The sequence below is a fragment of the Ruania albidiflava DSM 18029 genome (assembly GCF_000421225.1).
GTDB lineage: Bacteria > Actinomycetota > Actinomycetes > Actinomycetales > Beutenbergiaceae > Ruania > Ruania albidiflava.
The window spans coordinates 33,865-46,404 of sequence record NZ_ATWL01000013.1; the positions used below are offsets into that span (position 1 = coordinate 33,865).

Consider the following 12,540-nt stretch of genomic DNA (forward strand, 5'->3'; position numbering starts at 1 on the left):
ACCGGGCACCCGCGTGGGTCGCGGGCGCCCGGCCGGAGGTACGGGTCGTGCGGGTCAGGCGTCCCGGCGCCCGAGCATGATCGCGGCGGCGATGATCGGCACGATGGCCCAGGCGGCGACGATTGCGGCCCCCTGCCACGCGGTGAGGTCTCCGGCTCCACCGAACGCGTCGCTGACCGTGACGAAAGCGGTGGCGGCCGGCAGCGGGAGGTACTCCATCGCGTCCTGTACCCAGTCCACGGTGATGAACTGCAGGATGCCCGGGAGCAGGAGCAGGGTGGTGATCACCACGGTGACCGAACCGGCAGTGGAGCGAAGGAGCGTGCCGATGCCGAGGGCGAACATCGCCGCCGCGACGAGGAACGCCGTCACGCCGCCGGCGATCTGCCAGGTGGTGGGGTCGGTGAGGCTGGGTACCAGGTCGTGGTCGGTGAGGATGGGCGCCGTGGCCGCATAGCTGGTCACGAAGGCGATGGCGGTGATGACCACGGTGACGGCGGCGAGGACGATGCCCTTCGCAGCCAGCACCGGCAGCCGGGTGGGCACGGCGGCGAACGTGGAGCGGATCATGCCGGTGGAGTACTCACCGGTGATCAGCAACGCACCGAGGACGGCGATGGTGAGCATGCCGAACTGGTAGCCGCCGGTGACGAGCTCGGCCCCGTGCAGGCCGACGAACGTTGCGGCACCCTCGGGGGTGTCCAGACTGTCGGTGACACCTGCTGCCTGGCCGAGGGCCATCAAGGTCATCAGCACGACCGTCAGACCGAGGGTCCACCAGGTGGAGCGGAGCGAGAAGAGCTTGCGCCACTCGGCACCGAGCACGCCGGCGAAGTCGAGCTTGGCAGGGATCACGGGCCGGATCCGGGACCCCGCGGCGGTCGGCGAGGTGGTCGGGCTGACGGGCTGTGGTGCGGTGGTGGTCATCGGGGGGCTCCAGCGGGGATCGGCTCAGGTGTGGTGGTCTCGGATCGGTACTCGACGGCATCCTGGGTGAGTGCCATGTAGGCGGCTTCGAGGGAGGCCTGCTGCGTGGCCAACTCGTGCAGGGCGAGGTGATGGGTATAGGCGGTGTCGCCGATGGTCTCGCCGGTGAGTCCGCGCACGTCCAGGGTGCCGGGCTCGGGCGAGGTGACCGTGGCGCCGGCGGCCTCCAGCAGCGAGGCGAGGTCGGTGGCGTGCGGGGAGCGCACCCGCACAGTGGAGGCCAGGACGCTGTCGATCACCTCCTGCACCGGGCCGGTGGTGATGATCCGGCCCTTCCCGATGACGAGCAGCTGGTCTGCGGTCTGGGCCATCTCGCTCATCAGGTGGGAGGAGAGGAACACTGTGCGACCCTCTGCCGCCAGGTCGCGCACGAGGGTGCGCACCCACTGCACACCGTCCGGGTCCAGACCGTTGACAGGTTCGTCCAGGATGAGCGTGTCCGGGTCGGCGAGCAGGGCGGAGGCGATCCCGAGCCGCTGGCCCATGCCGAGGGAGAACCCGCCGACCCGCTTGTTCGCAACGGCGGCTAGACCGGTCAGCTCGATCACCTCGTCCACCCGCTTCGCCCTGATGTGGTGGGTCGCGGCCATGGTGCCCAGGTGCGCCTTCGCGGAGCGGCCCGGGTGCACGGCCTTGGCCTCCAGCAGGGCGCCCACCTCGCGCAGCGGAGTCGCGTGCTCGGCGTAGGGCTTGCCGTTGACCGTGACCGTGCCGGACGTGGGCTGGTCGAGGCCCAAGATCATCCGCATCGTGGTGGACTTGCCGGCACCGTTCGGGCCGAGGAAGCCGGTGACGGTGCCGGGACGGATGGTGAAGCTGATGGAGTCCACGGCGGTCTTGTCGCCGTAGCGCTTGGTCAGGTTCGTTGCCTCGATCATGTCGATCCTTCTGGTCGCTGTGCTCGCGGGGCTGGCTGGTCCTGGTCTCCACGCTAGGAGTGGGCGCCCTCGCGCCGAATCGGTCGGTCGACTGAAGTGCGGCCAGCCGTTGTTCGACCGATGAGTGAGCGGTCTCATCCTGTTGGCGGACGCCGTTGTGCCCGCAGCTCAGGGGGTTCCCGGAGGCCTACGGGCTGGGCAGGTCGGGGGTGCGGACCAGCGAGCGGTGGAATCACGCGAGGGAGGCGCTCAGGGTGCTGTCACCACCTGGTCAGTCAGGTTTCTCTACTGCTGGCATCCGCGGTGCTCGAGGTCCGTGGCACCTCCGGCACGCAGTGCCCGCAGTCCTGAATCGATCGCCGCGTGCACACCGGACGCATCGGACACCTCCTCGAGCAGGTTGCTGAAACACCCGCATATATCTACGGTGTAGAGTTATGGCTATTGGAGATGACCCGGGCGAGGACACCGGCGCGCCGCTGATCGCGGCCGGGGTCTACAAGGCCTTCGGTGACCATGAGGTGCTTCGCGGAGCGAGCCTAAGTGTGGCTGCCGGCGAGATCGTCGGGCTGCTGGGGGCGAACGGCGCCGGAAAGTCGACGTTCATCGCCATCGCGACCGGGGCGCTGCCAGCAGATGGTGGACAGGTGCTCGTCCGGGGCATCGACATGGCCCGCGACCGCCGGACCGCGGCGCTGCACCTGGGCACAGCCCCTCAGGAGCTGGGCGTCTACCCGATGCTCTCCGTGCGGGAGAACGTGGTCGGGATGGGCAGGGTGCAGGGCCTGTCCAGCCGGCGTGCACGGACCCGTGGCGCTGAGGTCATCGATGCGTTGGGGCTCGCGGAGCATGCCCGTACCCGGGCGGAACATCTCAGCGGTGGGCAGTGCCGGCGGCTGCACACCGCGATGGCACTCGTGCACGAGCCGGCGGTGGCCTTCCTGGACGAGCCCACTGTGGGCGCAGACATCGCCTCCCGGGACGAGATCGTGCGGCATGTCCGCGGGCTGGCTGATGCGGGAGCTGCCGTGCTGTACACCACGCACCACGTGCAGGAGCTTGAGGACCTTGGCGCGCAGGTCGCTGTGCTCGCCGGTGGGCGTATCGACACCTACGGCAGCGTCACGGAGGTCTTGGACACCTGGGGAGGCGGCCACCTACCGCCGGGCGACGTGATGCGGGCCAGCGGCCAGGCACGAACGGGCCTGCAGGTGGAACGACCACCGCTGGAAGAGGCCTACCTGCGGATCCTGGAGGCCAAGGAGCGCAGGTGCCAGTCGAGAAGGAGCGTGCCGATGCTACGCAATAGCCTGGCCGTGGCGGCGCTGGACGCACACATCGTCGGGCGGGACCCCGCACCGGTGCTGGTGATGATCGTGGTACCGCTGCTGTTCGTACCATTCCTGATGCCAGGGGCCCGCGCTCAGCTGCTCGACCTGGGTCACCCGCACGCGACCGGAGCGGAGTACGCGGTGCCTGGCCTGGCGATCCTCTTCTCCCTGCTGAACGCCCAGCAGGTGATCACCGGCTTCTTCCGGGAGAGCGACTGGGGCACGTGGCATCGGTTGCGGATCGCGCCGGTGTCCTTCGCCGGGCTGCTGGTCGGCAAGTCGCTCACTGCGCTGGCAGCCCAGTTCTTACAGCTCGTGGTCGTCCTGGTGGGTGGTGGCCTGCTGTTCGGATACCGACCGAACGGGTCGGTGCCTGGTCTGCTCGTGATCGCCGTGCTGTTCTCCACCACTATGGTCTGCTTCGGGATGTTCCTCTTCGCCGTGTGCCGCACCGAGAACCAGGCGCTGACCCTGTCGAACATCGTGGCGATGGCGATGGCCGGGTTCGGCGGCACCTTCGGACCGGTGGCGGCGCTGCCAGACTGGATGCAGACCGTGGCTCCAGCGTCACCGGCCTACTGGGCTCTGGACGCGGTGACCGCGCTCAGTCTGGACAGCGCGGGACTCCGGGATGTGCTCGCCCCAGCGGGGGTGCTGGGCGGATTCGTGGCGTTGTTCCTCAGCCTCGCGGCCCTGGCGTTCCGTCGACGCCACCAGGGGGTCTGATGTCACCGCGACCCGCGAAGATCTCCCGGGAGGACGTGCTGAAGGCTGCGCTGGGCATCATCGACGACGGCGGCCTGGAACGGCTGACGATGCGGTCGTTGGGTGCCGCCCTGTCTGTCGACCCGATGGCCATCTATCGGCACTTTGCTGCCAAGGGCGCGGTCACGGCAGCGCTGGCGGACCGATTCTGGGCCACCTGGGTGCTCCCGCCACTGGACGGTTCAGCAGACTGGCGAGATTGCGCCGTCATCCTGATGAACGACGTGCGGGAGCGGCTCTCCGGCCATCCGCACCTGATCCCGGTGATCGCCACCCATCCGATGACCTCACCAGCTGCGCTCTCGGTCGCAGACGAGGCCGTGGGCCGGCTGATCGACGCTGGTGCACCGGTCCATCCTGAGCTCGGCCATCTGGTGAACACCCTGGTGATGCTCACCGTGGCCTCGGCGTTGGGCGAGCACACTCCGCCGGCGGGTGGCAGCGAGGACGCGGGCGACCTGCAAGAGGCCACAGACCTGACTGAGCTACCGCACCTGGGCCTGCTCGTGCAGCGTGGTTGGGCTCCTTCCTTCCACGAGCAGTTCGCCAGCGCGGTGCGTGCGGTCGTGACCGGATGGCAGTTCCCACATCAGCCCCGACCAAGCTGACCGCGATCGCGTCATTCCCGAGGGCCGGCTGATGGGCCGTCAGCTGCGGCCCGGCACACCGGCGAGCTTCAGGGGTGGACGACGATCTTCATCACGTCGGCGGCCCCGTTGCGGCGCATCGCCTCGTCGAGGTGTTCCAGGTCGGTGACCGCGCTGACCAAGGAATCGAGGCGGACGCGACCGGTGGCGACCAGGTCGATCGCGGTGGGCCAGGTGTTGGTGTAGCGGAACAGGCCCTCGAGGTGGAGCTCGCGGCTCTGCAGCAGGAACAGGTCGAGGTCGATGCGCTCGCTGGCCATGCCGACCATCACGGCGGTACCTCCGGCGCGCAGCGCCCGCAGTCCCCCATCGATCGCCGCCTGCACCCCCGAGGCGTCGATGAACGCGTCGAACGCCTCCTTGTCGGGTTGCTCGACCGCGGGATCTAGGGCCGTAGTGGCTCCGTGCGCGAGAGCGGCCTCCCGCCGGGTAGGCAGCGGGTCGGTCACCACCACAGTGGTGGCACCGAAGGCGCTGGCCGCGGCCGCGGTGAGCACACCGATCGGGCCGGCGCCGGCGACCAGCACCGAGGAACCGGCGGTGACTGCGGCTTTTCGCACGGCGGCGATGCCCACGCCGAGCGGTTCGAGCAGGGCGGCCTCGTCGTCGGAGATGCCTGGCGGGATCGGGAAGGCGAAGTCGGCGGGTGCGGCGATGTACTCGGCGAAAGCACCGTGCACCGGCGGCGCCGAGGGGAACTCGACGTCCCGGCACAGGTTGTACTGGCCGCCCAGACAGAAGGCGCAGCGTCGGCAGGGGCGTTGGGGATCGACGGCCACCCGGGTGCCGATCCGGCTGGGATCGACCCCCTCCCCGACCGCGGCGATCACTCCGGCCACCTCGTGGCCCAGGATCAGCGGCTCCCGCACCACCAGGTCACCGACCCGGCCGTGCTCCCAGAAGTGCACGTCCGAACCGCACAGCCCGACCGAGGCGGTGCGCACGAGTACGTCGAAGGGGCCGGGCATCGGGGTCTCGGTCTCGCGCAGCTCCAGGTGCTGGGGCCCGTCGAGGAAGGCAGCCCGCATCGTGGCAGGCACATCAGGCGAGCTGGTCATGTCGTCAGCGTAGGTCAGTCGCGAGGAAGCAGAACTGCTCCGGGGTTCCTGCGTGGATGACGGGGCGATGCGTAGCGCTCGGCAGCGCTGAGGCACTCGTGAGGGGCCCGGTGGCGCAATTATCCAGGCGACAACGCACCACTCCGGCGCCACCATGAAGGCATGGGTGAGCACAGACCGGCAGGCGGCTCTAATGATCAGCTTCGCGTGGCGGTCCTCGGGGCGACGGGGGTCACGGGCCGCCTGCTGACGTCCGGAGCCAGCCAGCGGGGCCACCACGTCACAGCGTTCGCCCGACGACCCTCTGCTGCGCCGGAGACAGCCGACCGCGTGATCGGTGGGAGCATGACCGAGGTCGACCGGCTCGAGGAGGCCCTCTCCGGCAGCGACGCCGTGCTCTGCGCACTCGGCGCCGCGACCCCGCTGCGACGCGACCCTGCGCTGGTGGAGGGCGTCGGAGTGCTCGTCTCTGCAATGGAGCGGCTGGGTGTCCAACGACTGGTCTACCTCTCCTTCGCCGGCGTGCACGCCTCGCGCGCGCACCTGAGCTGGCTCGGCCGCTGGGTAATCGCGCCCGTGCTGCTCCGCAAAGTCGTGGCAGACCACGAAGCCAAGGAGAAGCTCCTCATCGAAAGCGGTCTCGACTGGACCATCGTGCGGCCACCCCGGTTGTCCAACGGCCCGGCGAGAGGGTACCGGAGCGGTGAAGACATCACCGCGGCCGGCGTCGTGCCGCAGGTGACCCGCGCGGACGTCGCAGCATTCATGCTGGACACGCTGACGAGCGACACCTACGTCCATGCTGCCCCGTCCATCTTCACCGGTCACCGGCAGCGGGTCGTGTGAGAGGCTCGGTGCGTGATCGAGCTTCGACCCGCCCGCCAGACTGACGCTCCGGCCATGGTCGAGGTGCAGAATGCGATCTACCGGGCCGGGCTTCGAGCCAGCCCCGTCGACGACGCGCTGGTCCTTGAGCGTTACCTCGATGCGACCTACCGGGTCGCGTGCACCGTCGCCGAGGAGGAGGGCCAGGTGCTGGGTTTCCAGTCGCTCATACGTCCACGGCCCGACTACCCATACGAGGTGCCCGAAGGGTGGGGCGTCATCGGCACGCACATCCATCCCAGCGCCGGGCGGCAAGGGATAGGACGCCGCCTCATTGCCCGCTCGCTGTCAGCAGCGAAGGCCGCCGGGCTACGACACATCGACGCGAGCATCGCAGCTGACAACGCGCCCGCTCTGGCCTATTACTCGGCCATGGGATTCGTGCCCTACCGGCAGGGCGGCGACGTCATCCCGCACCGCTTCGATCTCGAGAGCCCCCGGCTTCCCCCTGACGGCGCATGATCAGACCGTTCACGAACAGCATGACTTCAACGAAAAACCCCGGTTCCGAGCGGAACCGGGGCTGGTGGCGGAGACGGTGGGATTTGAACCCACGGAAGGGTTGCCCCTTCACATCCTTAGCAGGGATGCGCACTAGACCAGACTATGCGACGTCTCCTAGACGGCCTCTAGGATAGCGGCCCGATCGAGCAGATGCGAACCACTGGCCTCGACCGCCGGCGATCGGGCAAGCAGCACCGGTCATGGCGCGACGGCGACCTGTCCCAGGACCGGTTCAAGCATGCCGAACGCCTGCTCGGCCTCCGCGCCTACGATCCGGGCGGTCTCGTCCCCGCTCACGCCGTCGAGGGTGAGCTCCTGGATCCGGTGGAACAGCACCCGGTGCACGGCGCTGAGCATCGCGGCAGCGGTTCGCACCTCGATCTCTGCTCGGTCGCCACCGCCTGCCTCTGCCAGGGCCTCCGCCAGTACCAGCTCGCGCTGGTCGTGCAGGCGACGGAGCTGGGCCGTCAGTGTCGAGCTCTCTACGATCATCCGTGCAAAGTCTGGGCCCGAGAAGCCCAGGACCGGATCCTGGTTCTGGATCGCAGCGTCGAAGGCGGACCGTAGCGCAGCCAACGGCGTCTCGCCGTTGGACCGGGAGGCCACAGCCGCAGCCAGCGAGCCCACGAACTCCTCCTGCCGGTCGAACGCGAGATCTTCCTTGTACGGGAAGTAGTTCGTCACCGTCTTCGCGGCCACACCGGCTGCAGCAGCGATCTCGGCGATCGTTGTCCGCTCGAACCCCTGCTCGAGGAACAGCCGCGTCGCCTCGTCGGAGATCTGCTGCCGGGTCGCCTGCTTCTTGGCCTCCCGCAGCCCCGGCCTTCGCCCCTCTGGCATCTGCGCTCCCTCCGGAATAAATACCGTGACAGCAAACTTACTGTCCTTGTAAGTTTAACCCGGTCATCGTCCACCTCGGGAGAACTGTGCCCCGCACTCCGTCCACCGTGTCCCCGCTCGACCTACCACCGCTCCAGGCGCAGGCCGAGAACCTGGTCGTCCTCGGCGTCGCCGCATCCGCCGGCCTCTCACCCACGACCCTGCGCAGCTTCGCCGCGCAGTCCGGCAACGACCGACAGGACGTGCTGCTGGTCATCCATCACGATCACGCTCCCGCGTCGGTCCTCACCCCGTTCCTCCGCCGCAGCGACAAGCCCGGCTTCGTGGTCGAGGACATGCCGGACGTGGACCAGTTCACGCCACAGGTGCCTGATGTCCCGGATGCTCCGCTCTACCTGGTGCACGACCTCGACCGTGGTGATCACCTGGCCAGCTGGAGCCCGGAGGAAGCCCTCCCTGAGCTCACCGGGGCCGGACGCTCACCCCTGCTGGTCACCGAAGGGCTGCACTGGGTGCTGCAGCAACCGGCTGCGCTGGAACGCAACCGGTGCTTCATGACCATCGGTTCCCGGCTGCGCAAGCCGAACGGGCGCTACGACGCCCGCACTCCCGCCGTCTGGATCAGCAACGGGACCGGTCGAGACGGCCGCGAGCGCCGGGACGCCCCGAAGGTCGGTTGGTGCTGGTGGCGCAACCGGCACACCTGGCTCGGCTTCGGGTCCACCTCCGCGCGGACCACCTGAAGTCTTGACCCGGCGTGGTCCGGAACCGCGCCCGGACCCAGGCCACCAGTGGCGGAGGGTAAGGGATTCGAACCCTTGGTGCTTTCGCACAACGGTTTTCAAGACCGCCACATTCGGCCGCTCTGTCAACCCTCCTGTGCGCCGTCATTCTTCCCTATCGCCAGCACCGGTCCCAAACTCACTCGAACCAGGGCCGCCGGCGCCAGCCCGCTGGGCGCGGTCCGGGGTGCACTTCGTATCCTGGACAGATGCGCGCAATGGTGATCACCGAGGACGGCACACTCACCCCTGACGACCTGCCCGAGCCGGTCCCCGGTGCTGGGGAGGTGCTCATCGAGGTCGCCGCCGCTGGTGTGAACCGCGCCGACCTGCTCCAGCTCAAGGGTCTGCACCCGCCGCCGGAGGGTGCGGCGACCTGGCCGGGCCTGGAAGCCTCCGGCACGATCCGTTCCCTCGGGCCGGGGGTCTCCGGCTGGTCGGTCGGAGACCGGGTCACCGCGCTGCTGGACGGCGGCGGCTACGCCGAGCTCGCCCTCGCCCGCGCGGAGAACCTATTGCCGGTGCCCGAGGCGCTGGACCTGGTGGAGGCAGCGGCGTTCCCGGAGGCGCTCGGTACGCTCTGGTCCAACCTGGCGGCGGTCCCGGACCTGGACGGTCCGGCAGCACTCATCGGCGCAGCCGGCGAGGAACCACCAGCCACCGGCCGGACCATCCTGGTGCACGGCGGCTCCGGGGGGGTGGGGTCGATCGCGATCCAGCTCTGCACCACCCTGGGGGCCCGGGTGCTGACCACCGCCGGCGGGCCGGAGCGCACCGCCCGGTGCCTGGACCTCGGCGCGGTCGCAGCGATCGACCACCGCAGCGAGGACTTCGTCGAACGGGTCCGCGAACTGACCGACGGCCGCGGCGTGGATGTGGTGCTCGACCCGATCGGCGCCGCCTACCTGGAGAAGAACATCTCGGTGCTCGCCGCCCACGGCCACCTGGTGGTGATCGGCATGCAGAAGGGCACGAAGGGCACGCTGAACCTCGCGCCGATGCTCTACCGCTGGCTCAGCCTGCACGGCACCGCCCTGCGGGCCCGGCCCCAGCCGGAGAAGGCCGCAATCATGGCCGATGTCCGCCGCCGCGCCTGGCCGCTGGTCACCCGTGGCACCGTGCAGGCGGTGGTGCACGAACGCCTCCCGCTCACCGAGGCGATGGCCGCCCACCGACTGCTCGCCGACGGGGTGGCGTTCGGGAAGGTGCTGCTGCTGCCCTGACCTGACGGCCCGAGGGCTGGCCGGCGACCGGTCGATACGATCGGAGCGTCCGGCGCCCTGTGCCCACCCGCGCGGCGGAGAGGTTCGGTCGTCGTGCGGGAGAAGCTGTGGAGCAGAGGATTCCTGGTGGCTGTGGCCGTCGGGTTCTGCATCTCCTGCGTGTTCTACATGCTGATCACCATCATGGCGCTGTACGCGGCCCAGGAGTTCGACGCAGGTGACGCCGCAGCCGGTCTGGCCTCGTCGGCGTTCGTGATCGGCGCGGTGGGTGCCCGGCTGGTGGCCGGTGCCGCCTCGGACCGGTTCGGTAGGCGCCGGGTGCTGCGGATCGCGCTGGTGGTGTTCACCCTGGCCGCGGTCGCCTACTTCGCAGCCGACAGCCTGGGCACGTTGATCGCGGTGCGGGTGGTGCACGGGATGTCCTTCGGCACGGCGCACACCTCGATCAGCGCCATCGCCCAGTCGCTGATCCCGGCCAGCAGGCGTGCAGAGGGCACCGGCTACTTCGGTGCGAGCAGCACGCTGGCCACCGCTGTGGGCCCGTTCATCGCCGTGCTGCTGCTCAGCGACCACGGCGGACCGGGCCTGTTCGTCACCGCCGTGGCCGGGGGCCTGCTCGCCCTGCTCGGGGCGCTGGTGCTCGGCAGCAGGCAGCAGCCGGAACCGCCGACCCAGCGTGCCACCGCCCGCCGCAGGTCCCTGCACCTGGCTGCGCTGCTCGAACCGCGTGCGGTGCCGATCTCGTTGTTCGCGGCGACCACCGGCATCGCCTACTCCGGCGTGCTGGCGTATCTCAACTCCTACGCCGAGGAGCTCGACCTGAGCGCCGCAGCAGCCGTGTTCTTCGCCGTCTACGGCGTGGTGGTGCTGGCGCTGCGGCTGCCGATCGGACGGTTCCAGGACTCCCGTGGCGACAACCCGGTGCTCTACCCCGCGATCGCGGCCCTGGCCGCCAGCCTGGCGCTGCTGGCGGTGGCCCGCACCCCGGCGATGCTGCTGCTCGCCGCCGGGCTGCTCGGCCTGGGTTGGGGCACGGTGCTCTCCGCCGGTCAGGCCATCGCCGTGGCCAGCGCTCCGATCCAGAACGTCGGCAAGGTGATCGCCACCTACTTCGTGCTGCTCGACACGGCCGTGGGGCTGGGCCCGATCGTGCTCGGCCTGCTCGCCGGCGCCACCGACTTCGCGACCATGTACGCCGTGCTCGCCGGCCTGACGGTGGTCAGCGCCGTGGTGTACCACTACGCGCACGGACGGCGCAGCGCACCCGCCCTACGGCAGGCTCGCCCTGCCCAGGGCGAGCCTGTGCTGCCCCGGCGGCTCCGCCGTCGAGCTGGTCCTCAGGAGTCCAGCAGACCCTGAGCGAGCGCCGGGGCGAGCACCGGGGAGAGCGGCAGCCGCGGGACGAGCGTGGCCTGCAGCGCGTGGTAGATGTCCGGCTTGCCCGCCCACACCGTGGCGCTCGGGCCGTTGTCGGCGGCCAGCTCGTGGAACCAGGAGCCGTGCTCCTCGTCGATCAGGTGCACTGCGGCGTACTCCCACCACAGCTGGTACCAGGCGGCCAGGTTCGCATCCCCGGTCACCCGGAACAGCGCCGCCGCAGCCCCGAGCGCCTCGGTGACCACCCAGTGCATCCGCTCGCGGACCAGCGGTGTGCCGGAGAAGTCCACGGTGTAGACGAAGCCGTCCGCGCCGTCGGTGTCCCAGCCCTCGGCCACCCCCATGTCGAACAGCGCCTGGGCGCCCTCGAGCATCCAGTCCTCGGCAGCCACCCCGCGGGCAGCCCAGGCAGCGCGCACGTGCAGCGCCAACCGGGCCCACTCGAACCAGTGCCCGATCGTCGCCCCGGCCGGGCGGAACTGGTCCGCCGGGGCCTCCATGTTGTACTCCAGCAACGGCTCCCAGGCGGCGTTGAAGTGCTCCGGGATGCGCCAGGAGTGCGACCGCGCGAAATCGTCCACCACGCGCCGGGTGATCCGGGTGGCGCGCTCCAACCAGGAGTCGTCCCCGGTGACGTCGGCAGCCGCCAGGTAGGCCTCCACCGTGTGCATGTTCGCGTTCACGCCACGGTAGTCCTCCAGCACGGTGAAGTCTGCGTTCCAGGACTCCACCACCATGCCGTCGTCCTCGCTCCAGAACCGCTGCAGGGAGACGGTCAGCGCTTCCTCGAGCAGCTCCTTGCCGCCGGGCCGCCCAGCCGCCGCCGCGGAAGAGGCGGCCAGGATCACGAACGCGTGCGCGTAGGCGGCCTTGCTGTCGTCGATCGGCCCGTGCGGCCCCACCTGGGCGTACCAGCCGCCGTTCGCGGGATCGCGGAAGCTGGTGCCCAGTGCACGCAGCCCATGGTCGACCATCGTCGCCGAACCGGGCCGGCCGAGCAGCGTGCCCAGGGCGAAAGAGTGCACCATCCGGGCGGTGACCCACAGGTGCGAACCCTGCTCCGGGAGCACCAGGCCGTCCGAGCCGAGGTAGCCGAAGCCTTCCTCCACGTACGAGCCGGCGGCGAAGGCAAGCAGGGCGTCAGCCTCTCGCTCGAGCCAGCGGGCATGGGCCGGGTTGGTCAACCAGTTCATACCGGAAGGCTAGTGCCTCCTCGCCGGTGACGGCGGAGCCCAGCCGCACATCTGGCCTCACCTTGGCATG

General features: G+C 69.8%; 12 protein-coding genes and 2 tRNA genes. 7 read left to right on the forward strand and 7 right to left on the reverse strand.

Annotated elements, in window-relative coordinates; translation table 11 throughout:
• Window positions 1-54: 54 nt before the first annotated feature.
• Together K338_RS0114440 and K338_RS0114445 are read right to left on the reverse strand one after the other, a co-directional pair.
• Window positions 55-927: an ABC transporter permease subunit gene (locus tag K338_RS0114440; protein ID WP_022918879.1), complete on the reverse strand. Its 873-nt coding sequence runs from the start codon at window positions 925-927 to the stop codon at window positions 55-57.
• Complete coding sequence (locus tag K338_RS0114445; RefSeq protein ID WP_022918880.1) at window positions 924-1,865, reverse strand: ABC transporter ATP-binding protein; 942 nt, start codon at window positions 1,863-1,865, stop codon at window positions 924-926. The genes K338_RS0114440 and K338_RS0114445 overlap by 4 nt, the downstream gene beginning before the upstream one ends.
• Before the next feature lie 437 nt (window positions 1,866-2,302).
• Between K338_RS0114445 and K338_RS24650 the strand changes: the two genes are divergently transcribed.
• Together K338_RS24650 and K338_RS0114460 are read left to right on the forward strand one after the other, a co-directional pair.
• Window positions 2,303-3,922 carry an ABC transporter ATP-binding protein/permease gene (locus tag K338_RS24650; protein WP_051154849.1) on the forward strand — a complete coding sequence of 540 codons (1,620 nt, stop codon included), beginning with the start codon at window positions 2,303-2,305 and terminating at the stop codon, window positions 3,920-3,922.
• Window positions 3,922-4,569: a TetR/AcrR family transcriptional regulator gene (locus K338_RS0114460; protein WP_022918881.1), complete on the forward strand. Its 648-nt coding sequence runs from the start codon at window positions 3,922-3,924 to the stop codon at window positions 4,567-4,569. The genes K338_RS24650 and K338_RS0114460 overlap by 1 nt, the downstream gene beginning before the upstream one ends.
• Window positions 4,570-4,637: 68 nt before the next feature.
• Here K338_RS0114460 and K338_RS0114465 read toward each other — a convergent pair whose 3' ends face one another.
• Complete coding sequence (locus K338_RS0114465) at window positions 4,638-5,666, reverse strand: NAD(P)-dependent alcohol dehydrogenase (RefSeq protein ID WP_022918882.1); 1,029 nt, start codon at window positions 5,664-5,666, stop codon at window positions 4,638-4,640.
• 162 nt (window positions 5,667-5,828) lie between these two features.
• On the opposite strand from K338_RS0114465, the gene K338_RS0114470 reads away from it, so the two are divergent.
• Together K338_RS0114470 and K338_RS0114475 are read left to right on the forward strand one after the other, a co-directional pair.
• Window positions 5,829-6,512, forward strand: coding sequence for an NAD(P)-dependent oxidoreductase (locus K338_RS0114470; RefSeq protein WP_084481231.1), 684 nt, complete (start codon window positions 5,829-5,831; stop codon window positions 6,510-6,512).
• A 12-nt stretch (window positions 6,513-6,524) separates the two neighbouring features.
• Window positions 6,525-7,013 carry a GNAT family N-acetyltransferase gene (locus K338_RS0114475; RefSeq protein ID WP_022918884.1) on the forward strand — a complete coding sequence of 163 codons (489 nt, stop codon included), beginning with the start codon at window positions 6,525-6,527 and terminating at the stop codon, window positions 7,011-7,013.
• Window positions 7,014-7,078: 65 nt separating this feature from the next.
• Here the strand turns inward: K338_RS0114475 and K338_RS0114480 are convergent.
• Together K338_RS0114480 and K338_RS26450 are read right to left on the reverse strand one after the other, a co-directional pair.
• Window positions 7,079-7,170, reverse strand: a tRNA-Ser gene (locus K338_RS0114480).
• Window positions 7,171-7,253: 83 nt separating this feature from the next.
• A complete protein-coding gene (locus tag K338_RS26450) occupies window positions 7,254-7,895 on the reverse strand; it encodes a TetR/AcrR family transcriptional regulator (RefSeq protein ID WP_022918885.1) in 642 nt (213 codons plus the stop codon).
• 86 nt (window positions 7,896-7,981) lie between these two features.
• On the opposite strand from K338_RS26450, the gene K338_RS0114490 reads away from it, so the two are divergent.
• The gene (locus tag K338_RS0114490; RefSeq protein ID WP_022918886.1) at window positions 7,982-8,638 is read left to right on the forward strand and encodes a DUF5701 family protein; all 657 of its coding nucleotides are present in this window, start codon (window positions 7,982-7,984) and stop codon (window positions 8,636-8,638) included.
• A 49-nt stretch (window positions 8,639-8,687) separates the two neighbouring features.
• Here the strand turns inward: K338_RS0114490 and K338_RS0114495 are convergent.
• A tRNA-Ser gene (locus tag K338_RS0114495) sits at window positions 8,688-8,773 on the reverse strand.
• Between the two features lie 113 nt (window positions 8,774-8,886).
• Here K338_RS0114495 and K338_RS0114500 point away from each other — a divergent pair.
• Together K338_RS0114500 and K338_RS22945 are read left to right on the forward strand one after the other, a co-directional pair.
• A complete protein-coding gene (locus tag K338_RS0114500; protein ID WP_022918887.1) occupies window positions 8,887-9,900 on the forward strand; it encodes an NAD(P)H-quinone oxidoreductase in 1,014 nt (337 codons plus the stop codon).
• Between the two features lie 93 nt (window positions 9,901-9,993).
• The gene (locus tag K338_RS22945; protein WP_157612490.1) at window positions 9,994-11,259 is read left to right on the forward strand and encodes an MFS transporter; all 1,266 of its coding nucleotides are present in this window, start codon (window positions 9,994-9,996) and stop codon (window positions 11,257-11,259) included.
• Here the strand turns inward: K338_RS22945 and K338_RS0114510 are convergent.
• On the reverse strand, window positions 11,238-12,470 hold the full coding sequence (locus K338_RS0114510) for an AGE family epimerase/isomerase (RefSeq protein ID WP_022918889.1): 1,233 nt from the start codon (window positions 12,468-12,470) through the stop codon (window positions 11,238-11,240). The genes K338_RS22945 and K338_RS0114510 overlap by 22 nt on opposite strands.
• Between the last annotated feature and the right edge of the window lie 70 nt (window positions 12,471-12,540).

Bases quoted from the DNA above. Each gene is read 5' to 3' on its own strand.
- K338_RS0114440 (WP_022918879.1), bottom strand. From the start codon at position 927: ATGACCACCACCGCACCACAGCCCGTCAGCCCGACCACCTCGCCGACC.
- K338_RS0114445 (WP_022918880.1), bottom strand. From the start codon at position 1,865: ATGATCGAGGCAACGAACCTGACCAAGCGCTACGGCGACAAGACCGCC.
- K338_RS24650 (WP_051154849.1), top strand. From the start codon at position 2,303: ATGGCTATTGGAGATGACCCGGGCGAGGACACCGGCGCGCCGCTGATC.
- K338_RS0114460 (WP_022918881.1), top strand. From the start codon at position 3,922: ATGTCACCGCGACCCGCGAAGATCTCCCGGGAGGACGTGCTGAAGGCT.
- K338_RS0114465 (WP_022918882.1), bottom strand. From the start codon at position 5,666: ATGACCAGCTCGCCTGATGTGCCTGCCACGATGCGGGCTGCCTTCCTC.
- K338_RS0114470 (WP_084481231.1), top strand. From the start codon at position 5,829: ATGGGTGAGCACAGACCGGCAGGCGGCTCTAATGATCAGCTTCGCGTG.
- K338_RS26450 (WP_022918885.1), bottom strand. From the start codon at position 7,895: ATGCCAGAGGGGCGAAGGCCGGGGCTGCGGGAGGCCAAGAAGCAGGCG.
- K338_RS0114500 (WP_022918887.1), top strand. From the start codon at position 8,887: ATGCGCGCAATGGTGATCACCGAGGACGGCACACTCACCCCTGACGAC.
- K338_RS0114510 (WP_022918889.1), bottom strand. From the start codon at position 12,470: ATGAACTGGTTGACCAACCCGGCCCATGCCCGCTGGCTCGAGCGAGAG.